The sequence below is a fragment of the Pirellulimonas nuda genome, from assembly GCF_007750855.1.
In the GTDB taxonomy this organism is placed as follows: domain Bacteria; phylum Planctomycetota; class Planctomycetia; order Pirellulales; family Lacipirellulaceae; genus Pirellulimonas; species Pirellulimonas nuda.
On the sequence record NZ_CP036291.1, the window covers coordinates 2,288,778 to 2,310,317 of the forward strand.

General features: G+C 66.9%; 15 protein-coding genes. 9 read left to right on the forward strand and 6 right to left on the reverse strand.

Annotation, left to right across the window (positions count from 1 at the left end; genetic code table 11):
* Positions 1-7 precede the first annotated feature (7 nt).
* From Pla175_RS09370 to Pla175_RS09385, 4 genes are read left to right on the forward strand one after another with little or no spacing between them, the layout of a single operon-like run.
* A complete protein-coding gene (locus Pla175_RS09370) occupies positions 8-1,603 on the forward strand; it encodes a glycoside hydrolase family 3 N-terminal domain-containing protein (protein WP_145283508.1) in 1,596 nt (531 codons plus the stop codon).
* Complete coding sequence (locus tag Pla175_RS09375; RefSeq protein WP_145283511.1) at positions 1,597-2,766, forward strand: serine hydrolase domain-containing protein; 1,170 nt, start codon at positions 1,597-1,599, stop codon at positions 2,764-2,766. The genes Pla175_RS09370 and Pla175_RS09375 overlap by 7 nt, the downstream gene beginning before the upstream one ends.
* Positions 2,763-4,169, forward strand: coding sequence for an FAD-binding oxidoreductase (locus Pla175_RS09380; protein ID WP_145283513.1), 1,407 nt, complete (start codon positions 2,763-2,765; stop codon positions 4,167-4,169). Before Pla175_RS09375 ends, Pla175_RS09380 begins: the two co-directional genes overlap by 4 nt.
* Positions 4,166-5,479: a (Fe-S)-binding protein gene (locus Pla175_RS09385; protein WP_197527379.1), complete on the forward strand. Its 1,314-nt coding sequence runs from the start codon at positions 4,166-4,168 to the stop codon at positions 5,477-5,479. The genes Pla175_RS09380 and Pla175_RS09385 overlap by 4 nt, the downstream gene beginning before the upstream one ends.
* A gap of 203 nt (positions 5,480-5,682) precedes the next feature.
* Here Pla175_RS09385 and Pla175_RS09390 read toward each other — a convergent pair whose 3' ends face one another.
* Positions 5,683-6,264 (reverse strand): hypothetical protein, encoded by a 582-nt coding sequence (locus Pla175_RS09390; protein WP_391527865.1) that lies wholly within the window; start codon positions 6,262-6,264, stop codon positions 5,683-5,685.
* 235 nt (positions 6,265-6,499) lie between these two features.
* Between Pla175_RS09390 and Pla175_RS09395 the strand changes: the two genes are divergently transcribed.
* Both Pla175_RS09395 and Pla175_RS09400 read left to right on the forward strand, forming a co-directional pair.
* The gene (locus Pla175_RS09395) at positions 6,500-7,363 is read left to right on the forward strand and encodes a sugar phosphate isomerase/epimerase family protein (protein WP_231954288.1); all 864 of its coding nucleotides are present in this window, start codon (positions 6,500-6,502) and stop codon (positions 7,361-7,363) included.
* Positions 7,364-7,543: 180 nt separating this feature from the next.
* Positions 7,544-8,818, forward strand: coding sequence for a PQQ-binding-like beta-propeller repeat protein (locus Pla175_RS09400; protein ID WP_197527380.1), 1,275 nt, complete (start codon positions 7,544-7,546; stop codon positions 8,816-8,818).
* 432 nt (positions 8,819-9,250) lie between these two features.
* Here Pla175_RS09400 and Pla175_RS09405 read toward each other — a convergent pair whose 3' ends face one another.
* Together Pla175_RS09405 and Pla175_RS09410 are read right to left on the reverse strand one after the other, a co-directional pair.
* Positions 9,251-10,312, reverse strand: a complete 1,062-nt coding sequence (locus Pla175_RS09405) for a hypothetical protein (protein ID WP_145283519.1) — start codon at positions 10,310-10,312, stop codon at positions 9,251-9,253.
* A gap of 244 nt (positions 10,313-10,556) precedes the next feature.
* Entirely contained in the window at positions 10,557-13,046 is a 2,490-nt protein-coding gene (locus Pla175_RS09410; RefSeq protein WP_145283522.1) for a discoidin/SUN/FTP domain-containing protein, read from the reverse strand.
* Between the two features lie 375 nt (positions 13,047-13,421).
* Here Pla175_RS09410 and Pla175_RS09415 point away from each other — a divergent pair, with 375 nt between their 5' ends.
* Entirely contained in the window at positions 13,422-14,879 is a 1,458-nt protein-coding gene (locus Pla175_RS09415; RefSeq protein WP_145283524.1) for a sulfatase-like hydrolase/transferase, read from the forward strand.
* 15 nt (positions 14,880-14,894) lie between these two features.
* Here Pla175_RS09415 and Pla175_RS09420 read toward each other — a convergent pair whose 3' ends face one another.
* Positions 14,895-16,136, reverse strand: a complete 1,242-nt coding sequence (locus Pla175_RS09420) for a BNR repeat-containing protein (RefSeq protein ID WP_197527381.1) — start codon at positions 16,134-16,136, stop codon at positions 14,895-14,897.
* Between the two features lie 679 nt (positions 16,137-16,815).
* Between Pla175_RS09420 and Pla175_RS09425 the strand changes: the two genes are divergently transcribed.
* Positions 16,816-18,027, forward strand: coding sequence for an acyltransferase family protein (locus Pla175_RS09425; protein WP_145283528.1), 1,212 nt, complete (start codon positions 16,816-16,818; stop codon positions 18,025-18,027).
* Positions 18,028-18,082: 55 nt separating this feature from the next.
* A complete protein-coding gene (locus Pla175_RS09430; protein WP_145283531.1) occupies positions 18,083-18,787 on the forward strand; it encodes a DUF2293 domain-containing protein in 705 nt (234 codons plus the stop codon).
* 96 nt (positions 18,788-18,883) lie between these two features.
* On the opposite strand, the gene Pla175_RS09435 is transcribed toward Pla175_RS09430, so the two are convergent.
* Together Pla175_RS09435 and Pla175_RS09440 are read right to left on the reverse strand one after the other, a co-directional pair.
* Positions 18,884-19,306: a GlcG/HbpS family heme-binding protein gene (locus Pla175_RS09435; protein WP_145283533.1), complete on the reverse strand. Its 423-nt coding sequence runs from the start codon at positions 19,304-19,306 to the stop codon at positions 18,884-18,886.
* 30 nt (positions 19,307-19,336) lie between these two features.
* Positions 19,337-21,532 carry a malate synthase G gene (locus Pla175_RS09440; RefSeq protein WP_145283536.1) on the reverse strand — a complete coding sequence of 732 codons (2,196 nt, stop codon included), beginning with the start codon at positions 21,530-21,532 and terminating at the stop codon, positions 19,337-19,339.
* Between the last annotated feature and the right edge of the window lie 8 nt (positions 21,533-21,540).

Here is a 21,540-nt window from a genome sequence, read left to right on the forward strand (position 1 = left end):
ACGAAGCATGAGCCACACCAAGACGATGACGCCCGACCTTGCGCCCCCTACTGCGCTGCGAGACAAGCTCGCCCAGCTTGTGTTCGTCCGCATCGGCTCGAACCTGCCCCCTGTCCGGCGGGTCAACGAAGACGAGTCGCGCATCGCAGGGCTGCTGAGCGAGTGCCCCATCGGCGGGCTGCTGTTGTTCAATGGCCCGTGGCCGGAGGTTCGCGACACCCTGGCCCGGCTGCAGCAGACGAGCCGCTGGCCGCTGCTGGTGGCCTCCGACCTGGAACGGGGCGCCGGGCAGCAACTGCACGGGCTCACGGTCTTTCCACATGCCAGGGCGTTCGCGGAACTGGGCGAGGGCGCCGCGCAAGCGGTCGCCGAGGCCGCGACGCACACGGCCCGCGAGGCGCTGGCCGCGGGAGTTCACGCCCTGCTGGCGCCGGTGGCGGACGTCAACTCCAACCCGGCCAATCCGATCATCGCTACCCGCGCGCTGGCCGAGACCCCGGAGCTCGCTAGCCGGCTGGTGGAAGCGTACGTCCACGCCGCCAATGCTGCGGGCGTGATGTGCTGTGCGAAACACTTCCCGGGGCACGGCGACACACAAGGAGACTCGCACGCCATGCTGCCGGTGGTCGACCGGCCGCTGGAGGCGCTCGAAGCGACCGAGCTCCCGCCGTTCCGCGCCGCGGTCGCGGCCGGGGCGCCGATGATCATGACGGCACACGTCTCATACCCGGCCCTCGACCCCAGCGGCGCGCCGGCGACGGTGTCGCGGCCGATCCTGCAGGGTTTGCTCCGCGATCGGCTGGGCTTCGACGGCATCATCTGCAGCGACAGCCTGTTGATGGCCGGCGTCCGAGACCGCTACGCCACCGAAGGCGAGGCGGCCTGCGCCGCGGTGATCGCCGGCGTCGACCTGCTGCTGGACGTCGCCGACCCGTCGGCGGCAGTCGAAGCGATGGCGCGCAGCGTCGAGTCTGGCTCGCTTTCTGAAGCGCGTGTGAACGAGGCCTTCGAACGCGTCTGGCGGGCGAAGTCGAAGTACATGGCGCCGGCCAAACGCCCCTGCCCGTCGTCGGACAGCGGCGACGCCGCCGGCCTTGCGCTGCGTGTCGCGAGCGGCGCGGTGCGTTGCTGGCCGCAGGAGCACGGGGGCCCGCTGCTGTGCTTGAGGGACCAACCCGTGACGGTCTGCCTGCTCAAGACGAGTCAGTTGGCGACCGACCCTCCCGAGCAGCCGCTGGCGGCCGCGCTGCGAGAGCGGCTGTCCGACGTCCGCTACTTCGAACTCGGCCCAGACGCCAGCGATGAGGACTACGCCCGGGCGCTGGCCTCGGCCGCGTCGACGCCGCAGCGGCTGGCGGCCATGATCGTCAAGCCGTCGGCCTGGCACGCGTTTGGGCTGCCGAAGCGCCACGCCGACCACGTCCACGCCATGATCGAGTTGGGCGACGCCGCGGTCGCGTCGCTGGGGGTTCCCACCGCGCTCGATCAGTTTTCCAATGCCCTCTGGCGGCTCTGTACGTACAGCGACACGCCGGTTTCCCAGCAGGCGCTCGCCGAGCACCTGCGTCCAGTCGAGGCGCTGGAGGCGCTCCCGGGATGTTGAACCACCGCAAGAGTATGTGTCTTGTCGTCGCAACGCTGGCGGCCGTTTGGGCCCTGCCCGCCCCCGCCGCGTCGCCCCCCGAGCAGCTCGGGGTGAGCAGCCGTCAGCTCGGCTACGTCGACCCGCTGCTGGAGCAGGCGTACAACGACGGCCAGTTCTGCGGATGCGTGCTGCTGGCCGGTAGACGCGATGGCGTCTTCTTGGAACGTGTCGTCGGAGACCGCCAGGTTGAGCCGGTGCGCAAGCCGATGGAGATCGATTCGGTGTTCGACCTGGCATCGTTGACCAAGCCGGTCGCCACGGCGACCAGCGTCATGCTGTTGGTCGAGCGCGGGCAGGTCCGGCTCTCCGACCCTGTCAGCCAATACCTAGTGGAGCTCGACCGCGACGCCACCCGCGACGTCACGATCGACCAGTTGCTGACCCACGCGGCCGGCTTCGTGCCCGACAACTCCATCCGCGACTACCAGGACGGCCCCGCCGAGGCCTGGCGCCGGCTGCTGGCCCTCGACCCTCAAAAGCCCCCCGGGCATGTATTCCAGTACTCCGACGTCAACTTCGAGCTGCTCGGCAAGTTGGTGGAACGCGTTGATGGTCGGCCGTTGGAGCGCTTCGTCGCCGACGAGTTGTTTGAGCCGCTAGGGATGAACGACACGATGTTTCTGCCGACCGAGCCGCTGCAGCGCCGGGCCGTGGCGACCGAGCAGCGCGACGGCGAGTGGCTGGTCGGCGAGGTGCACGACCCACGTGCGGCGCTGCTGGGGGGCGTGGCGGGTCACGCGGGGCTCTTCAGCACCGCCGCCGATCTGGCTCGCTACGCGCAGATGATGCTGGGCGAGGGGAGCGTTGAGAACGTGCGTGTGCTCTCGCCACTTACCGTGCGAGAAATGATCCGCCCCCGGGTGGTGGCCGAAGCCCGGCGCGGAGCAGGGTGGGACGTCCGGAGCCCCTATTCTAAGAACCGGGGCGACCTGCTCAGCGACGCCGCCTTTGGCCATGGCGGGTTCACCGGCACGGTGCTGTGGATCGACCCGCAGCTCGACCTTTTCGTGGTCTTCTTGTCGAGCCGACTCCACCCAGACGGCGACGGCGTCGTGAACGACTTGGCGGGTCGGTTGGGAACGGTGGTGGCCGCAGCGATCGTCGAGCCGGCGGGCGAATGAACCCCATCCAGCAACCGCAGATCGATGCCCTTCGGGCGCTGCTGGGCGACGCGCGGGTGCTCACCAAGGCGATCGACACGCTCCCGTACGGTTTCGACGGCACCGCGGCCCTGAGCGCCGAGGCGGGCTGCGTGGTGTTCCCCACCACTACGGCCGAAGTCGCCGCCTGCCTGCGGATCGCTACGGACGCCCGCGTGCCGGTGGTGACGCGCGGCTCGGGCACCGGGCTCAGCGGCGGCAGCGTGCCGGTAGCCGGCGGGATGGTCCTCTGCCTCAACCAGATGGACCGCGTGCTGGAGCTCGACGCCGCAAACCTTACGATCCGCGTCGAACCGGGGGTCATCACCCAGAAGATCGACGAGCTAGCGGCCGAGCAAGGGCTCTTCTATCCCCCCGACCCCGGTTCGCAGAAGATCTCGACCATCGGCGGCAACGTGGCGGAGAATTCGGGCGGGCTCCGCGGCCTCAAGTACGGCGTTACCCGCGACTACGTGATGGGGCTCCGCGTGGTGCTGGCCGACGGCGAGGTCGCATGGCTGGGGAGCGGCTGCGTGAAGGACGTCGCCGGCTACAGCCTCCGCGACCTGTTCATCGGCTCCGAAGGAACCCTCGGCGTCGTTACCGAGGTGCTGCTGAAGCTCCTCCCCCGCCCCGCGGCGCGCGGCACCATGACCGCTACGTTTGCCTCGATGGAGGCCGCGGCGCAGGCGGTATCGGACATCATCGCCCAGCGGATCGTCCCCTGCACGATGGAGTTTCTCGATCAGACCACGCTGCGCTGCGTCGAGAACTACGCCCGCATCGGCCTGCCGACCGACGCCGCGGCCCTGCTGCTGCTCGAGTCGGACGGCAGCCAATCGGCGGTGGACGAAGAACTGGCCGCGGTGCGTCGCGTGCTGGAGGCCTCGGCCGCCCTGCGTGTCGAAACGGCCGCGAGCGAAGAGGACGCCCAGAGGCTCCGCACCGCGCGTCGCGCCGCGTTCAGCGCGCTGGCCCGCGTACGCCCCACCACGATCCTCGAAGACGTGACCGTGCCCCGCAGCCGGCTGGCCGAGATGGTGCGGCACATCGGCGCGGTGGCCGAGCGGCACGCGCTGCAGATCGGCGTCTTTGGCCACATGGGGGACGGCAACCTGCACCCCACGTTCTTGACCGACGAGCGCGACGCAGACGAGATGCACCGGGTCGAGCTGGCGCTCGACGCCATCGTTGAGAAGACGCTCGAACTCGGCGGAACCATCACGGGCGAACACGGCGTGGGGCTCGCCAAGAAGCGGTTCTTGCCCCAGCAGTTCGACGACGCCAGCTTCGCGTTGCTCGGGCGGATCAAGCAAACGCTCGACCCACAGGGGCTGCTCAACCCGGGCAAGATCTTCGACATGGCGCCGGCGGGCCAGTCATGACCCCACCCGGCGAGCCAAACCTGCTCAAGCAGCTCGACTACTCCGTGCTGCAACAGTGCATGCACTGCGGCATGTGTCTGCCGACCTGCCCCACGTACGACCAGACGGGGTTAGAACGCAACAGCCCGAGGGGCCGCATCGCGCTGATGCGGGCCGTGGCGGACGACCGGATCGCCGTCGACCGCGACTTCGCCGATGAGTTCTCGTACTGCGTCGGCTGCCTCGCGTGCCAGTCGGCCTGCCCCGCCGGGGTCAACTACGCCCCGATGCTCGAGGCGTCCCGGGCCGAGTGTGAGCGAAAGAAAATCGTCCCGGGCTTCGCGCGGTCGTGGACCCGCTGGCTCGCGATGCGCGTGCTGTTCATGCGTCCGCGGTTGTTGCGGTTGGTGGGCCGCGCGCTGTACGTATGCCAGCGTCCGTGGCTCCGCGGGACCGCTTACCGGATCGGATTAATGCGGCTATTGCCGCGCCGGTTGCGGGAGCTCGAGCCCCAAGCCCCCACGATGGCGCCGCCGTTCTCCGATGCGCGGATCAGGGCGGTCGAGTCGCCCCCCGATGGCCAGAAACGCTACCGCGTGGGGCTGCTCACCGGTTGCGTGCACGACCTCGCCTACGCCGGGGTGAACCGGGCCACGGCCGACGTGCTGCTGGCCAACGGCTGCGAGGTGGTGACCCCGCGCCGCCAGCCCTGCTGCGGTTCGTTGCACGCCCACAACGGCGATCCCGAATCGGCCCGCGAGCTGGCCCGGCGGCTGATTGACGCGTTCGATGCTACGCGGCTCGACGCTATCGTCTCCAACGCCGGCGGGTGCGGCTCACACCTCAAGCACTACGGCCGTGTTCTGCAGGGAGACGCCTCGTACGCCGAGCGCGCCGCCCAGTGGGATCGCAAGGCGCGTGACATCCACGAGTGGCTGGTCGAGGTCGGCTACCGTCGCCCCACCGCCGCGCCCGCGGTCGGGCCGGTCGCCTACGACGCCTCCTGCCACTTGTGCCACGGCCAGGGGGTCCGCGCACAACCCATCGACGTGCTGCGATCCATCCCGGGGCTCACGCTTGTTGAGCTGCCAGAATCGGAATGGTGCTGCGGCAGCGCCGGCATTTACAGCATCACCCAGCCCGAGTCGGCCGCGGAGTTGTTAGAGCGGAAGCTGAAGAACATCGTCGCCGCCGGCGCGCAGGTGATCGCCACGGGGAACCCGGGGTGCCTACTGCAATTGGCCGGCGGCGTGCGGAACCACCCGGGGCTCTCCGGCGTGCGGGTGGTGCACCCGATCGAGTTGCTCGCCCAAGCCTACGCGGCAGAGTAACGCCATCATCCATTCGACACGACGCACGAATGCGGCGGCCGATTGAGACCAATAGCCGTCCGCCCAATTAAAAGTGACGGAACGGATCGATTCAATCGCGGAACTAGCGTCCAATGCTCAGCTAAAACCCGCCAACGCGGTGGTGTTCCGCATGCAGGCGCATGGCTTTCGGCGGGAGCCGTAGGGGGCCGTCCCAGAGGCGATCACTCGGGAACATAAACCCGCACGTCGTCGAACTCGTCGCGATCGTCGAACGAACCGATGCCGATGCCGCCGGCGCCGAACGTGGTGTCGGTCGCTTCCATCAGCGGCTTGTCCATGTCGTCAAAGAAGACGCGGATCGTCCCTTCCTTGACGCGCCGCTCCACCCGCACGTTGTGCCACTTGTCGTCCCAGGGAACCAGTCGCTCGTTCTCGGTGAGCGGCCGCCGCGGGGCGCCGTCGACGATCATGATCTGGCCGCTGTTGGGGTCGGGCCGGGCGCCGAGGTGAGCGTAGTAGAAGTGGGTCGGGTCTTGGTGGCCCAGGAACACGCAGCAATCGCGGTGGTTGCCGGTGTCGAGGGTGCTGCGGACACGGAAGTCGATCACTGCGTCGCCCACCTCCAGGTCCTTGATGATCGCCACGTGAAACGGGCTGCGGACCGAAGCGGCGTACTCGCTTTCTCGGGAGGTGATCTCCGCGGCGTGGTTGCCGTCGTGCTCGGTCACGCGCCACGTCTTGGGGTCGTACAGCCGCCAACGGTCCATACCCGACTCGAAATCGTCCTCGAACACGCAGCGCATGCCGGCGGGCGGATCGAGAGCGGAGCAGGGCTGCGCAGCGGCAATCAACAGCAGCGTCGCGGGAAGTATACGGAACATGGCGGAATCCCAAGGGGTGCACGGATTAGAAAAAGGACGAGCAATCGGACCCGCCGAGTATAGCCCCCCGGCCCACCCGCAGAAAAGCGACTCAGCTCTCGGCCGCCGGCGCCGGGCGGGACGCCGCGATCTGCGTTACACTAACCGCCCCCCGATCATGGAGCACGAGACGATGAAGCTGGCCCTGTGCAACGAGACCTTCCACGACCGCTCGCTGCGTGAGGGCTTCCGGCTAGCGGCCGAGATTGGCTACACGGGCATCGAACTGGCGCCCCTGACGCTAGCCGATCCGGACGCCCCTCCCGGACCCCACCTGGCCGACGTGCGTCTGCTGTCGCCGGCCCTTCGCGCCGCGATCCGCACCGCGGCCGACGATGCGGGGCTAGATGTGATCGGGCTTCACTGGATCATGGCCATGACCGAGGGGCTGCACCTCACATCGCCCGACCCCGCGGTGGGCGCGGCCACGGCGGACTACCTGCGGGCGTTGGCGGAGTTGTGCGCGGACGTGGGCGGCCGCGTGCTGGTGCTCGGCTCGCCCCAGCAACGCAACCTCCTTCCCGGCGTGTCGCTGGAACAAGGGACCGAGGTGGCCGCGGACGTGCTCCGCGAAGTCATGCCAACTTTCGAGCGGCTTGAGATCACGCTGGCCCTCGAACCGCTCGGCCCCGCCGAGGGCGACTTCCTCAACACCGCGGCCGAGGGGGTGGCGCTCGCCGAGCGTGTGGGCTCTCCCGCCTGCCGGCTGCACCTCGACGTCAAAGCGATGTCGAGCGAGGGGACGCCGATCCCAGAAATAATCCGCGCGAACCGCGATCACCTAGCCCACTTCCACGCCAACGACCCCAACCTGCTCGGCCCCGACATGGGCGAGGTGCAGTTCCCTCCCATCGCCGCGGCGCTGCAAGAGGTCGGTTACGACGGGTGGGTCTCCGTCGAGGCCTTCCGCTACGAGCCGAGTCGCGAAGAGCTGGCGCGGATCAGCTACGCCAACCTGCAGAAGGCGTTCGCCACGGCGTAGGCCGGCCCAGGCGTTGGCGAGACTAGGCACAGCACGCGACGCGATCCCCCACGGTGCTCCCCGCGTCAGCCACGCCGCAGCATGCACGGCGCCCCCGCCGCTAGCAGGAACCCGGCGCGGCCGCGTGGTACACTCAGCGACAGCCGGTTTCCCTACTCCTTCCGCAAGAAGCCTCCTCGCATGAAGACCTCTATCTGGCTGCTCCTGATCGCGTTGGTCGGCCCGCTGGGCGCCGCCGTCGCCGCTTGGCCTCACACGGTCCCCCACGCAGACCCCCACACAGACAACGACGCGGAGCCCACCGCCGCGAACGAGCGGCCCACGCGGCTCGATCCCGCCACGAACGCCCGCTGGGTGGTCGACCTTCCGGGGCCGGGGGCGTCGACCCCGGTCGTATGGCGTGACCGTTTGTTCTTGACCAGCGAGATCGACGACGCCAATGGCGTCATCTGCCTCACCACCGAAGGCCAACAGCTCTGGCGCCAGAAATTCGGCGAACGCGTTGCCGGGAAGCACCGCAACGCCTCGGGGGCGAACCCCTCCCCCGTAACCGATGGCAAGCGGGTGGTGGCGTACTTCAAGGACACGACGCTCGCTTGCTTCAGCGTCGACGGCGAGCCCCTCTGGCGTGTCAACCTCGCCGAGGAGCTAGGCGAAGGGAAGCTGTGGTGGGACCTAGGCACCTCCCCCGTGCTGACCTCAGCCGGCGTGTTGGTTGCGGCGATGCACGAAGGGGAGTCGTACCTTGCGACCTTCGACATCCAGACCGGCGAGGTCGTCTGGAAGCAGCCCCGCAACTACGAGTGCGCCACCGAGTCGGACCAGAGCTACACCACCCCGGCGGTCGTCATGCTAGACGGCGTTGAGACGGTCGTCACGCTCGGCGCCAACCACCTGACCGGCCACGACGCCAAGACCGGCCGGCTGTTGTGGGAGTGCGGCGGCATCAACCCCGACAACCAGCCGATGTGGCGCAACATCGCCTCCGCCGCGGTCGCGGGCGGGATCGCTGTCGTCCCCCACGGACGGGGCGAGCTGCTCACGGCGTTCCGGCTTGGCGGCAGTGGCGACGTGACCCAATCGGCCCGGATGTGGGGGCTGCGAGGGGTCGGGTCAGACTCTCCGACGCCCTGCGTCGTCGACGGCCGCGTGTACGTGCTAGGGGACAAAGGGACCGTCACCTGCGTCGACCTCGAGACGGGCGAGAAGCTATGGACCGACCAGCTCCCCCGCACGCGCGCGAAGTATTTCAGCTCTCCGGTAGTAATCGGCGACCTCCTGTACTGCATCAGCGAAGACGGTGGCGCCGTGGTCTCCCGCATCGACAACGGCCTGCAATCGCCCGTGAAGACGGAACTGGGAGACATCGTCGTGGCGACCCCCGTACCCATCGACAACGACCTGCTGGTCCGCACACGGACGCGGCTGTACCGCTTTGCCGGCGAGGAAGAGTAGCCCCTTGGGACTTTTGTCCTTTTGTCCCAAGCCCCCGGGAGCGAAAATCGGACAAAACCCCTCCGATCCCTGAAAAACAGCGGGGTTCTTGAAGCTCCGGCCGCGGCGGGGGCCGTCGAGCCCCCTCGGCACGACCCTGCCGGAGCATTCGAGCGGACCATTCTTCCCCCAATCGGACACCTCCGGGACAAAACCCGCGCCCGCTACCCCGCCCGGTGGCGCACCGACCAGAGCGCATACCCCGAGCGCCCACCGGCGGGCGCCTCACCGACGCATTATCCGTGGTTGGGTGGCTATTTGCGAGCGCGTTTTGCGGCGATCTTGCGCGATTGCAGAACGCGGGCCGCGGGACGATTTGGGGGCGGCGCGCAGAAAAGGCCGCTGGGCGACAACAGCGTCCCCCAGCGGCCCGGTTCCGGATCGCGCCGCGTGCTACGATTCCCAACCGGTGGCGTTGAGGTAGGCGAACGCGTTGCTGTACTCGTCTAGGTCGTCTCCCTTGTAGTGCGAGCCGCCGTGCAGCAGGGCGCTGCGGGCGCTGCTCTTGCCGATCTCCAGGTCGTCGTCGCCCGAGCCGAGCGACGCAAAGATGGTGTCCCTGGCGTGGGTGTTGAAGATCCGCACGTCGTCGGCGCCGCTTTCGGTGGAGACCTCTACGTTGCCGCGGACCGTGACGTTTTCGACAACCACGTGGTCGTTGCCGGACCCCGTGTTGATCTTCAGGCTGGTGTTGTAGTTGGTGAGCTGCCAGTCCATGTTCGAGTCGCGGACGGTGACGCTGTCGTTTCCACCGTGGGTGTCGATATCGAAGTCGCCCTCGTAGACCAGCACGTTCGAGGCGGTGACCCGGTCGGCGCCGTCGCTGGTGTCGACCTCCATGCCGGCCCAAGTGAAGACGTTCTTGAGGTTAACGTTGTCGGCCTCTTTCGTGCCCTGACCGGTGTCGATGCCGAACCCTTCGTAGGCCACGGTCCACCCGTCGGCGGTGATCGACACGTCGTCCGACCCACCCCCGGTAGAGATGTTGAGCGTGCCCCAAGCGTTGAAGTCGTCTACGCGGACCGCGTCAGCCCCCTGGGGCCGCCCGCTCTTGAGCGATTCGTCGGTTACGATCGAGGCGTCGCCCGTGATCCACAGACCGTCGACGTTGACCGAGTCGTTGCCGGTACCCATCTCGATCTTCAGGTCGCCGTCCAACTGCTGGATCGATTTGGTCTGCCCAAAGATGCTCAGCCGGTCGTCGCCGCCGTTCATGTCGGCCGAGATCGTCTTCACCCCGTGCAGCGTGAGCGGCGTCGATTGTCCGTTGAGACTGGTGCCGAGCCCCTCGACCCGGTACGAGTCTGCGTCGAGCTGTTGGATGTTCACGTGGTTGCTGGCGTTGTCGCCGGAGAGTTCAAGAACGCCCCCAGAGAGGTTCACCCCAACGTCCCCCGCCATCATCGCCTTGGCTTCCAGCGACTGCATTCCAAGCTTGCGTTTCTTCTGGCCCATGAAATTAGCTCCTCACGCCGAGTCGACCGCCCGATGCCACAGGCGGTGGTTCGTAGTGCACCGGGATACAACACCCGCCGCTGTCGAGGCCACATACGCAGCGACGGTGTCGGGTGTTACGGCGGAAGTTGCGCCACTGCGCAATACGCAATACGCAGCCCCTCCTCGGAGGATGGCGGGCTGGGCATGCGCACAGGGCCTCACGCGGCAAAGCCGCGACGAGGAGCTAGCACGGCGCGCCGCCCTAGGGCAGCTTGGTCAGCATTTCTAGAATCTGTAACCGCGTCGTGTCTGCAACCCCGCGGTCCTTGGGCTCGTGCCAGAACATCGAGGTCGTGTTCTCGGCGTCGCAGACGCTGGCGACCGACTCTGCCAGCAACTGCCGGGCCTCGGCCAACGTCTCGGGCGGAGCGTCCGACGCCGAGGCCTCGATCCGGTCCCGCAGCATCACAAGGTATTCGTAGTCCTCTACCCCTTCGCGGATCGCCTCCATGTGCTTGCCCGGGGTGACGCCGGCCGTGTCCAAGAAGAACGGCACGTAGGAGCCCCGCGGGCTCTCGTACTCATTCCAGCAGCTTCCGCCCCCCGAGTCGCCGAACGCCCAGAAGTGCGATCCCCCCGCTTGGTACTGCCAACAGGTCCAGGCCTGCAGGCGGCTGTAGGAATAGGGATCGAGCAGGCGACCCGGCCCGCGGCAGGAATAGAAGTCGAGTTCCGTCCCCTGCTCGCGACGCTCGACGTAGTAGTCGCGCACCGATTGATCGGCGGCCACGAAGTTGGGCCGGTTCGGGCAGAGCACGTCGCAGGCGGCCATCATCGCCTGTACGGCCGTGGCGGGATCGGCGTGGCACGTGTCCTCCCAGACCTTGACCCCCGTGTGGGCGGCGTGGATGGCCCGAGCCCATGCGAGGATGCGGGTGTCCTGTTCGGCCTTGGTGGGCTCGTCTACCAGCAGCAGGGCGAGCTGCTCCGGCCGCAGGCCTTGCCGCTCGGCGTAGCCGGCCCAGAACCGGATCCACTCGGCTACCTTCTGGTCGAACTGGGGCGTGCCCATCGCCGACCCATCGATGCTTTCGCCCACCGAAAGGAACACACAATACTGCCGCGCGCCCGGCCACCGAGAGAGCCACCGGTCGAAGGCCGCGGTGTCCGGGGGGGTCGTAAGCTTCCCTTGCCCGTTATAGCTGCCGAACTGCATCATGCCCGGCGCGGCCCACGGCGTATCGACGAAGTGCTCCCTCAGGTGCGCAATCACCGCGTCGCGGTTCTGGGGGGTGATCTGCATGCTGTTGTCGCGGTCGGTGTAGTCCCATCCCCCCAAGTGCAGCGTGGGGGTAGCAGGGAAGCGCAACGGGAAGAGCCGGACGTTCAGCGGCGCCTCGAGCACCGCGTCGCCGTCCTTCACCACGATCTTCCCGTGGTAGTCGCCCGGGGGCACGTCCGTTGGGTGGAAGGTAAGCCAAACCTGGCGCGTCAGGCCGGGACGCAGGTTAATCTTGGCCCCGTGCTCATCCCATTCGGCGAGCGGCAGCGCCGCGGCGACGGGCACGCCGCTCTTGGTGTCGGTCCACTCAACCTGGTGCACCTTGATCCAGGAGGGGTGCGCGCCCCCCGGCAAACCGGAGAAGCTCACCGAAACGTTCGCCTGTTGCTCGGCAGACAGGCTCAGGTTCAGCGCGGCTGCGCGGTACTCGTCCTGCATCAAGGCGACGTCGATCTTGGCGTTCCCCTCAGCGGGGGGCGTCTGGGTGAGGGAAAGCGGGTCCCACAGCGGCGTCTGCCACAGGGTCAGACGCGGCAACCCCTGCCCGCGCCACAGGGCGGCTTGCACGCCGAACAGCCGCTCGTGCAGCGGGTTCACCGGCAGCACCGCCCGAAAGCCCTTGGGCTGGGCGCGCGGCAGCCGGGGCAGCTCGGCCTCGATGGCCGTCAACTGCTCCTTCAACCGACGCGCCGGTTCGGCCTCGAGTCCCGCGGACGCCACGCACTCGTGCAGCGTGCGGGCGTCGTCGGCAATCCGCCGGCCCACAGCGGCCTGGACCGCCCCTTCCCGGTAGTAGGCCGGAAGATCGTGTGTCGTCTTTCCGGTAAGCGGCTCTGCGAGCCACGAAGGGTCGCCCTGGAATACCTCAACTTCGTCGGCGAAGAAGAAGTTGCCCGAAGGGGTAATCAAGAAAGCCAGGTAGCGTCCGTGCGTCCTGAGTTGCTGCGTCCGGTAGGTGTGCACCGCGTAGCCCCCGCTCGGCGCCGGGTTGCGTTTGGCGCTGAGGCTGACCAAGTCTCCCACGTGGCGGTAGCTGCGTCCGTCGTCGCTGACCATCAGATCGATCGCCTGGGGCCATGCGACCCCCGCTATCCCCGCAGCAGTTCGCAACGAGGCCCCACGGATCGGCTCGACCCCGCCGAGGTCGACCGTAACGATGACCGGCGGGTGAGAGCGCCAGCCGACCGAGCCGGTCTGCGCCCAGAAGTAGTCCGACGTGAGCCGGCCGTCCGTCAACTGACGCGAGTCGTCCGGATCGGTACATAGCTGGTAGTTTGGGCTCGGCCGCAGCGTGTAGGGCCGGCCCAGCGCAAGGTTTTTGGGCGCATCGTCCTTCGCGTCAGCCTCCGAATGACTTGGCTCGACCGCTGCCGTTTCCAGTGGACGACCGTCTGCGAGAAGCGAGGCAGCGTAGGACGCAGCAATTAGCGTTAGCACACTCGACTTGCTGATCGTCATTTTCGTCGGCATTGTGATCAAGCCCTGAAGGAGCACGAAAGAGGAGACGCCGGTCGGCGCTAGTTTATCACAATACAACGTCCGGACACACAAGCGAGCGCAAGCCGGTCATTTAGTGTCGGCATCTGTTTGTCGCTGGGCTGCGCCGGGCCGGCCGCTGGTAAACTCACGCCTGGGCCGGAATTAATTGACGCGTCCCTTTCGGGAAAGTAACTTCGTGGCGTCGGACCAAGCGGCGCCCTGAGTCGCGCCCAGCGCGGGCCTGCCGAACAAATCCCTGTTTCATTCGTCCGATAGTGCGTCAGGCTGCTCGATGGGCGAGGCAAGGGCCGCAGCGTATCGGACGCCGCCCTCATCCAGCCAAGCAACTCGCATCTAGGCACGACTATGATCCTGTCGAATCGACGACACGCCTATCTTGCTGCTCGCCGCTCGATTGCCGCCTGTCTGGGCCTTGCCGTGTGCGGCGTCTTGGCCGAGCGGTCCCCGGCCGCAACCGCCGAGCCTTCGAGTGGGCATCCTCCGAACATCGTGCTGATCGTGGCCGACGACCTCGGTTTCAATCAGATCGGCGCTTACGGCGACACGCCGATCCGCACCCCCAATCTCGACCGGCTCGCGGCCGCAGGCGTGCGCTTCACGCAGGCCTACGCAGGGGGGCCGGTCTGTTCTCCCTCGCGCGTCTCTCTGTTCACGGGGCGCGACGGGCGGCTGATGGGCGACTGCTCCAATGGCGTGCAACTGCAAGAGCTGGACGTCACCATCCCCATGGTCTTGAAGCTCGCGGGTTACGACACCGCCTTGTTCGGCAAGTACTCGATCGGCGGGCAGATGGGGATTACCGACCCTTTGGCGAAGGGGTTCGACACGTGGTTCGGCATGTACTCGATCCTTGAAGGGCATCGTCAGTATCCAACGTTCTTGTGGCGCGACGGGGTCAAGCAGCGGATCGTGGAGAACGAGGCGGGCCGCAGAGGGGTCTATGCGCAAGAGAAGTTCACCGACGAGGCGATCGACTACATCAATCAGCAGCACGCGGCGCCTTTCTTTGCGATGCTGTGCTACTCTTCGCCGCACGCCGAGCTGGCGGTCCCGCAGCAGTACAGCCGCCCCTACGAATCGGAGATGCCCGCGGCGCCCTACCTTGGAACCCATGCCAAGACGGGGCAGGACCGCTACGCGCGCTACTACCCAGACGCGGTCGCTCACCCGCACGCCACCCTTGCCGGGATGGTTACGGCGCTAGACGACTACGTCGGCCGGATCATGGCCGCCTTGCAAGCCAAGGGGGTCGCGGACAACACGCTCATGATCTTTACCTCCGACAACGGTCCGCACGAAGAAGGGGGGGCGTCGCCGGAGTATTTTCGAGCGGCCGCGCCCTACCGCGGCATCAAGCGCGACCTCTACGACGGCGGTATCCACGTGCCGATGATCTGCAGTTGGCCGGCGCGCATTACTAAGGGACGCGTCGACGACACCCCGTGGGCGTTCGCCGACATGCTCCCCACGCTGGCCGACGTAGCGGGCGTGCAGCTCGAGGACGTCCCGCGGCTCTCGACCAACGGGGTTTCCATCAAAGGGTTGCTCGGCGACCGTCCGCGCCCTCCAACTGAGCGGACTCTCTACTGGGAGTTCTCTGAACAGGTCGGCGATCCCAACTCAGGGGTCCTCGGCAAGACCTATCAAGCGGCGCGCCGCAACCAGTGGAAGGCCGTTCGCTACGGTCGCGATGCTTCTACCGAGCTGTACGACGTGATCGCCGATCCCGGTGAGACGCACGACCTTGCCGCGGCGGAGCCCGCGCTGCACCAAGAGTTCTTGCAGCTTTTTGAAGAGAACTAGCCGCGCCGTACCGACCTACTTGGCTGGCGATGGAACCAGCGACGGGCCGACAGACGAGTCGACAGAGTAGTCGACTACAGAAACAGTCGACCCCTGCTGACCGATCGCCGAGACGCGGCCGTCGTGCGCAACCCGGGCCGGGTCGATGGCCATCTTGCTGCTGGCAAACAGGGCCGGCCTGCCCGGGACGACGCGCCGCATGGCGCCGAAGTCGCGATCAAGAACTTGCCACAGGCCGTCGGTAGCCACCACCAGCAGCAGACCGTCGCGTCCTGCGACAATCGCGCCGAGCCGCTTGGCTTCCCGCCGGCGCCACTCGGCAGACTCGGGTTCCCGCTCAAAGTGGGCGGGCCTGCCATCCTCGCCAACAACCAGCACGTGGACGCGTCCGGCTCGGTCCACCGTCATCGAGCCGCCGTTGACGTACCGGGCGCCGGCCGGAATCGGAGACACGCTGATCCCCGGCGAGTCGGCGGTGATGAACCGCTCGCCTCTTTGGGCGACGCGTTTCCCCGCGTTGTTCCGCCAGGTTTGGCCCAGGTCGTCGCTGTAGGTGTAGCACAGGTCGTGGCACGTGCGGGGGTCTGGCGTGTCGCGCCAGCACCAGGTGAGGTGGAGTCGCCCGTCATGAAAGGCCAGGCCGTGCGGGTAGGCGTTTACCGTCTTGTCTCCCCCAGACCACGCGCGGTCGATGAACTTGCTGGCGGCCTCCTCGTTCACCTTCCACACCCCATCGGCGTAGGTGAACAGGTGAGAGTTGGCGCTGCCCGAGCCGCCCCCCATCCGCAGGTAGAGGAGGAAGTGGTCGCCGTCCGTGTAAAAGGCCGGATAGGTGACGGACTCGAGCGTGTGGGCGCCCAGATGATCTTGCACGGGGCCAAATAGGTCGGCGCTCCACGCTGTCTCCCCGGGCCGGCTGGCGACGGCGGCCTTGCTGGTGCGGTAGTGGAGCGTTGAAAGATGATGGTCGAACATCAGGTGGATCACCCCGTCAGGCGAGATCCCCATCGACACCTTTTCGTGTCCGTCGCCAAATCCTCTAGAAACCGATCCGCCGTGGCCGCGGTTGATGTTTTGAGTGCGTTGATAGCCGGGGAGAGAAACTACCTCCCAGGGAGCGGACGGGAGCTTCCGCCGCGCTACGCAGACCTGCCGCCCGTCGTCCCAGTAGGCGGCGTATTGCCAACCGCGATGGGTACGCAACGAGCCGTGCCCGAAGTTCCAGTCGGCGCCCTGAGGGACAATGTTTCTCGGCATCCCGTTCTGCCCAACGGTCGACACGCGAACCTGCGACGGATCGGAGGGAGGGCTCGCAAGGTCTGCCCCAAGAAGCGACAGTGGCAGCAGGAATATCAGAGTTGCAATGCTGGCTTGTTTCATAGGTACAGGGGCGACAAGTCCGCAGGAGTCGGCAAAGCAGCGCTGAACCGCGACGAGACGACTTTAACGCGGCCGTAGCTGCGGTTGCCAGTACAAGTATGGCGGGGCGATCACCCCCCCGGGGCCTTTGCCCGAATGATCGGCAGTCGGCTCGTGCGCGAACGGGCTTGCGTCCGTTCTCGACGCGGTTTCGCGAGTGTACGCAGGATCGCGCGCCGGAGCAACTTGCCCGTACGGCTGCGGTTCGCCGATACCCGTGCCGGATTGGCGACGAGCATCGAGCGGGCTCCAGGGCGGTTTTTTTTGATCGCAAATAGCGACTGCATCGCCGACAATAGCGAGACGGCAAGCTCTGCGGTGGCGACTCTGTGGACTTTCTTGACTTCCCGAGCAGGGCGTTCAAGGCGAGCCGGGTTTTGGCCGAAAACAGATGTTTTCCCGGCCGATTCAGAACGACAAATCACGTTAGGCGCGAGACACGATACATCACCGCGAATGCCCGTGTTCGCGGTCTTGACGCCTAACATTATCTTTCCATCCACAACGAATCGGCCGTATGTCCCCTCCCCTGCCCTCTCCGACCCCTGCCGCTCAGCAAGGGGGACGCCTCCGAGCGCTCGACGTGATGCGCGGCGCCACGATTCTGGCGATGATCTTGGTGAACAACCCAGGGACCTGGGGCGCCATGTACTGGCCGCTCGCGCACGCTCAGTGGCATGGCTGGACCCCCACCGACCTGGTGTTCCCCTTCTTCCTCTTCATGGTAGGGGTGGCGATGGCCTACGCCTTCCGCAAGTACGAAGACGGGGCGGTGGTGGGCGCCGCGGTGTGGCTGCGCATCGGGCGACGTGTCGCGATGCTGGTGCTGCTGGGGCTGCTGCTGAACTGCTTTGGACGATTGATTGATTTCGCGTTGGGGCGTGCGGATGGGCTCCACCTCGACACGCTGCGCTTGCCCGGCGTGCTGCAGCGTATCGGGCTCGCGTACGGCGGGGCGTCGCTGATCGTTCTGCTGCTCGGCCCACGCAGCCGCGTGGCCGCCGGGGTGGGTTTGCTGTTGGGCTACGCCGCGTTGCTGTTTTTCATGCCCGTTTCTACGCCCCTTTCAGAGCGCCTGACGCCCGAGGGGAACGTTGTGCGCGTGGTCGATCTGGCAGTGATCGGCCAGCGCCACATGTACACCCAAGCCACCAGCGAACCGACCGACCCCGAGGGGCTGCTTAGCACCGTCCCCTCGATCGTGACGGTGCTGATCGGCTACGGCGTGGGCTGCCTGCTGCGGAGGCGGGCGATCGATGGTCCAACGCTTGTGCGACTGGCTCTGGTCGGGGCTTTGCTGACTGCGGCGGGGTTGGTCTGGGGAGCGGTCAGCCCCGAGGCCGGGGGCATGCCGATCAACAAGAAGCTGTGGACCAGCAGCTTCGTGCTGCTCACGGGGGGGCTCGGCACGCTGACGCTGACAGCCATCCTGGCGGTGTTCGACTGGCTTGGCGCGCAGTCTGCTGCGCTGCGGCGGGTGGCTGGGGCATTCGAAGTGGTTGGCGTGAACGCGATCACCGCGTTCGTGCTGGCGTCGATGACCGCTAATCTGCTCGGCAGGCTGCGGGTTGGCGAGACCACGCTGTACACGTGGCTGTATGAGAGCCTGTTCGTGGCGGCGCTCGGTCCGGGCGAACTGGCGTCGCTGGCGTTCGCGCTGACGGTCGTCGCTTTCTGGTGGCTAATGATGGGGCTGCTGTGGCGCGCCGGGCTTGTGTTCCGGGTATGACGGCGGGCGGCGGTTGAGGATAGTCCTTAGGACGACCAGGCAAGGAGGTAGCGAGATGAGCGGAAGGACCTTCACCCCCGGCCCCAGCGATAATTCGGTGCGTGCGGCCGATGGCCAGGTGCTGACCGCGCCGGCCGACTGGTCGCTGCTTGCTCCGGGCGACGCCGCTCTAACCCGACGGGTGAAAGCAGCCGGCGATCACTGGGTGGTGCAGGAGAAGAAGGGACGCAGGACCTTCTCACGCGGCGTCTGGGCGCCGACGGCGACGATCAACCAGATCCGCTCGCAGCTTGAGGCCGAGCGTTCGACCGAGACGTTCGCCAAGCGGAAGCAAGCAGACGCGCGTCGGCGGGATCAGGCGCAGGCCGAGTATGTTGAGGACTTTACCGAAGCGGTTGCCGCGTACCTGGCGTTCCACCCGAGTCACGCCGAGCTGGCGCAGCGGATGGCCCGCGTGGTGTCCGATCACGCAACGCCGGTTGGCAGCGGAACCGTAGCGCGAACCAAGCGCATCCCGGTTGAGCAGCGCGCCGAAGCAGCCGTTATCGCATGGATGCGGCACCAGACCACCGCGTACGACGAGATGCCGATCCCTCGGGTCAAGGGAAAACGCCGCGAGGTGCGGCGGATGCTCGCCCAGCGATCGAAGGAGCTCTTGGCCCAGTACCGCCGAGACGCACCGCCACAAACGGGCTGCCCGCTGCTGCGTGCGCTGCGCGAAACGGTTGAGGGTCCCACGCGGACATCCTTGCCCGCTTAATGCCTACCGGGGTGGGCCTGAGCCCGATGGATTGAGGTGCTCCACTCGGCCGGAGAGAGCCGCCGCGGGTGGCGACCGGCTGGATAGGTAGCCGGACTACCGATTGGCTAGGAAGTGGTCGATCCCCGCTTGAGCGCACTCCATGTCTTGCTGCGGCGTCCCCGAGCTGAGGCCGATGCCGCCGACAACCTCGCCATCGACTTCGACCGGCAGTCCGCCACCGACCACGCACAACCGGCCCCCAATGGCGGTGTGGATGCCGAACACCAAGTTCCCCGGCTGGCACGCCTGGTTGTAGAGGTGCGTCGCCTTGCGTGCCCCCGCGGCGGTAAAGGCCTTGTCTTGGGCGATGATGGCGCTGGTCACCTTGCCGCCGTCCATACGCTCAAAGTAGATGAGATTGGCCGACTCGTCGGTAATCGCGATGCACATCGGCACGCCGATTTCACGAGCCTTGGCGCGGGCGCCGTCGGTGAGCAGCTTGGCGTCGTCGATCGACAGGCGGTTGACTTGGATCATGGTAGCTCCCTTCTAGAAACGGGTTCGGGGTTATTTTGAAGCGGACGCAAGCCGCTGCCGCGCTTTGGCTTCGCGTCGGCGTGCGTGAAGGATCGGTTCGGTGTAGCCGTTGGGCTGATCGGCGCCTCGGAAGACCAGGTCGCAAGCCGCTTGGAAGGCGACGCTCTCCTCGAACGCGGGCGCCATGGCCTGATAGGCCGGGTCGCCGGCGTTCTGCCGATCGACCACGCCGGCCATCCGCTGCATGGTCGCCAGCACCTGCTCCTTGCTGCACACGCCGTGTCGAAGCCAGTTGGCGATGTGCTGGCTCGAGATCCGCAGCGTCGCGCGGTCTTCCATCAACGCGACGTCGTGGATGTCGGGCACCTTGGAGCAACCGACGCCTTGATCGATCCAGCGGACCACATAACCGAGGATCCCCTGCGTATTGTTGTCTAGCTCTGCTTGGACTGCTTCGGCGGACAGCTCTACATCGCCCAACAGTGGGATCGTGAGTATTTCGTCAAGGCTTGCGCGCGTGCGCTCTGCCAGTTCTGCCTGTCGGGCCCGCACGTCGACGGCGTGGTAGTGCATCGCGTGCAGGACCGCGGCGGTTGGCGACGGCACCCAGGCGGTGTTGGCGCCGGCCTTTGGGTGCGCCAGCTTGGCGTCCATCATCTGCTTCATCTCGTCCGGCTTCGGCCACATCCCCTTGCCGATCTGCCCCCTGCCACGCAGCCCGCACTCGAGCCCGATGTCGACATTCCAATCCTCGTAGGCCGCGATCCAGGGTTGTTGCTTGATGGCGTCCTTCGGCAGGAAGGGGCCGGCGAGCATGCTGGTATGGATCTCATCCCCGGTGCGGTCGAGGAAGCCCGTGTTGATGAACACCAGCCGGTCGCTCACGGCGCGGATGCACTCCTTCAGGTTCACCGTGGTGCGCCGCTCTTCGTCCATCACGCCTACTTTGATCGTGTTGGGCGCCAGTCCCAGCCCCTGCTCGATCATCGCGAACAGGTCGCCAGTCAGCTGCGCCTCCTCCGGCCCGTGCATCTTGGGTTTGACGATATACACGCTCCCCGTGCGGCTGTTGGCGCCAACCCCTTGCTTCTTCAGGTCGTGCAGCGCGCACGCGGTGCTCACCAGCGCATCGAGGAAGCCCTCGGGCGTCTCGCGGCCCGTGCTGTCGAGCACGGCGTCGGTCGTCATCAAGTGGCCGACGTTGCGGACGAGCAGCAGGCTGCGGCCCGGCAGCGACAACGCGGCGCCGTCCACCGAAGTGAAGCACCGGTCGTCGCTGAGCCGACGGGTCATGGGCTTGCCGTTCTTCTCAAACGTTTCCTCCAGATCACCCTTCATCAGCCCCAGCCAGTTGCGGTAGGCGGCCGTCTTGTCGTCGGCGTCGACAGCCGCAACCGAGTCTTCGCAGTCTTGGATGGTGGTGACGGCCGCCTCAAGGACGACGTCCTTGACGTTACCGGGCGAGGATTTGCCGATCGGATCGGTCGGGTCGATTCTTAACTCGATGTGCAGCCCGTGATTGCGTAGCAGGACCGTCCGGAGGCCGTTGTCGTCGACAAACCCCACAAACTGATCCGGCCCAGTCAGTTCGACGCGCGTGTCATCCGAAGCCACCGCGACCAAGCGACGTGGATGGTCGCCCTCGAGTTCGTAGCGGACCACGTCGGCGTGGCTGCCGCGCTTGAGCGGAGCGGCTTGATCGAGGAAACGGCAGGCGTAAGCGATTACCTCCTGGCCGCGAACCGGGTCGTACCCTGCGGGCGTTGCCGACGAAGTGGGGGCCACGACATCGGTGCCGTAGAGCGCGTCGTACAGGCTCCCCCAGCGGGCATTGGCGGCGTTCAGCGCGAAGCGGGCGTTCATCACGGGGACCACTAGCTGCGGGCCGGCGATCTGCGCAATCTCGGCGTCGACGCCCGTCGTCGTGACTTCGACCGGTCCCTGCTCGGGGACGAGGTACCCGATCTCGCTGAGGAACACACGGTACTCCCCGGGATTGATCGGCGAGCCGCGGTGGGCTTCGTGCCAGGCGTCGATCCGCGCCTGCAGCGCGTCGCGCACCCCGAGCAGCTCTCGGTTCTTCGGAGCGAGCCGCTCCACCACGTCGGCCAGCGTCCGCCAGAAGGCTTCGGGCGAAACCGAGGTTCCCGGAAGCACCTCCTCGTTGATGAACTTGTGCAAGACGGTAGCGACTTGCAGCCCCGCCTCCTTGATTCGTTGGGTCATGAGATAGC

Bases quoted from the DNA above. Each gene is read 5' to 3' on its own strand.
- Pla175_RS09370 (WP_145283508.1), top strand. From the start codon at position 8: ATGAGCCACACCAAGACGATGACGCCCGACCTTGCGCCCCCTACTGCG.
- Pla175_RS09375 (WP_145283511.1), top strand. From the start codon at position 1,597: ATGTTGAACCACCGCAAGAGTATGTGTCTTGTCGTCGCAACGCTGGCG.
- Pla175_RS09380 (WP_145283513.1), top strand. From the start codon at position 2,763: ATGAACCCCATCCAGCAACCGCAGATCGATGCCCTTCGGGCGCTGCTG.
- Pla175_RS09385 (WP_197527379.1), top strand. From the start codon at position 4,166: ATGACCCCACCCGGCGAGCCAAACCTGCTCAAGCAGCTCGACTACTCC.
- Pla175_RS09390 (WP_391527865.1), bottom strand. From the start codon at position 6,264: ATGCGCTGCGTGTTCGAGGACGATTTCGAGTCGGGTATGGACCGTTGG.
- Pla175_RS09395 (WP_231954288.1), top strand. From the start codon at position 6,500: ATGGAGCACGAGACGATGAAGCTGGCCCTGTGCAACGAGACCTTCCAC.
- Pla175_RS09400 (WP_197527380.1), top strand. From the start codon at position 7,544: ATGAAGACCTCTATCTGGCTGCTCCTGATCGCGTTGGTCGGCCCGCTG.
- Pla175_RS09405 (WP_145283519.1), bottom strand. From the start codon at position 10,312: ATGGGCCAGAAGAAACGCAAGCTTGGAATGCAGTCGCTGGAAGCCAAG.
- Pla175_RS09410 (WP_145283522.1), bottom strand. From the start codon at position 13,046: ATGCCGACGAAAATGACGATCAGCAAGTCGAGTGTGCTAACGCTAATT.
- Pla175_RS09415 (WP_145283524.1), top strand. From the start codon at position 13,422: ATGATCCTGTCGAATCGACGACACGCCTATCTTGCTGCTCGCCGCTCG.
- Pla175_RS09420 (WP_197527381.1), bottom strand. From the start codon at position 16,136: ATGCCGAGAAACATTGTCCCTCAGGGCGCCGACTGGAACTTCGGGCAC.
- Pla175_RS09425 (WP_145283528.1), top strand. From the start codon at position 16,816: ATGTCCCCTCCCCTGCCCTCTCCGACCCCTGCCGCTCAGCAAGGGGGA.
- Pla175_RS09430 (WP_145283531.1), top strand. From the start codon at position 18,083: ATGAGCGGAAGGACCTTCACCCCCGGCCCCAGCGATAATTCGGTGCGT.
- Pla175_RS09435 (WP_145283533.1), bottom strand. From the start codon at position 19,306: ATGATCCAAGTCAACCGCCTGTCGATCGACGACGCCAAGCTGCTCACC.
- Pla175_RS09440 (WP_145283536.1), bottom strand. From the start codon at position 21,532: ATGACCCAACGAATCAAGGAGGCGGGGCTGCAAGTCGCTACCGTCTTG.